Source organism: Vibrio sp. 1249-1 (genome assembly GCF_033340495.1).
In genome coordinates this window covers 1-678 of the sequence record NZ_JAWOWJ010000592.1, presented here as the reverse complement: position 1 = coordinate 678, position 678 = coordinate 1, and the positions used below count along the sequence as shown (strand labels likewise).

Genomic DNA, 678 nt, shown 5'->3' with positions numbered 1-678 from the left:
TATGACGGCGTGGAATTAATGGGCTCAGAAGGTTATTTGATCAATCAGTTCCTTTGTAAGCGCACCAATATGCGATATGACGATTGGGGCGGCAGTTACAAAAAACGCATGCGCTTCCCGTTGGAGATAGTGAAAGCTGTACGTAAAGCGGTGGGTGAGAAGTTCATCATCATTTTCCGTCTTTCGATGCTGGACCTCGTCGAGCAGGGCAGCACGTTCGAAGATGTGATTGAATTAGCCAAAGGATTGGAAGACGCGGGCGTCACCATTATCAACACTGGTATTGGTTGGCATGAAGCACGTATTCCGACCATTGCAACGCAAGTACCTCGCGGTGCATTTACATGGGTAACCGAGAAGGTGAAACCGCACGTTTCTGTGCCAATCGTCACCTGTAATCGAATTAACACTCCTGATGAAGCAGAGCGAATCCTTGCTTCTGGTCAGGCGGATATGGTGTCAATGGCTCGCCCGTTCTTGGCGGATCCATACTTTGTCGCGAAGGCAGAACAAGAGAAAGCGCAGTTTATTAATACGTGTATCGGCTGCAACCAAGCGTGTCTGGACAACGTATTTAAAGGTAAGCGCGCTAGTTGTCTGGTTAATCCACTTGCTTGTTACGAAACAGAAATTGTGGTTGAACCAACGTTCAAGAAGAAAAATATTGCCGTTGTAGGC

Annotated in this window: 1 protein-coding gene; it reads left to right on the top strand. The window is 47.5% G+C overall.

Annotated elements, in window-relative coordinates; all coding sequences use genetic code 11:
• Positions 1-678 (top strand): tRNA-dihydrouridine synthase (locus R7Z50_RS27815; protein ID WP_318149795.1); only part of this gene is annotated, 678 nt, incomplete at both ends.